The organism is Desulfocicer niacini, assembly GCF_054657595.1.
Genome location: NZ_BAAHYK010000190.1, coordinates 1 through 410 on the forward strand (window position 1 = coordinate 1; position 410 = coordinate 410).

Here is a 410-nt window from a genome sequence, read left to right on the forward strand (position 1 = left end):
TCAACATGAAGAATCGGTGCTGCACCAGGCTCCCCTTCATAGGCTTCTGCTATTCTCAATCCTGTACCGGTTATCACAAATGCAATTGCATTGCCTTCTGACCAACCCGATCGGTCAACCACTGATTGTACAACGGATGATAAATCAGAAGACTGATGTTTTTGATCTACCACATCCCAGGGGGTTACATCATTCCAAATGACTGATGCATTGACTGTCTGCCGATTTGACACATCAAAGCTGGATGAAGAAAAGGCGGATGCATCGTCACTATCCTGTGCTGTGATTGACAGGGAGGTAAGCCTGGAGTCTGTCTCATCTGTTTCAAACTCGATATATGCATTGGTGATCAACGCTCCCGGGGGTATGTCAATTCCGGGAAAACGAAGCCCTATCGTCTGATTACCGCC

The 410-nt window shown here is 47.1% G+C and carries 1 protein-coding gene; it reads right to left on the bottom strand.

Annotation, left to right across the window (positions count from 1 at the left end; all coding sequences use genetic code 11):
- Positions 1-353 (bottom strand): hypothetical protein (locus ACYQ2M_RS25325; protein WP_459919183.1); only part of this gene is annotated, 353 nt, incomplete at its 3' end.
- Between the last annotated feature and the right edge of the window lie 57 nt (positions 354-410).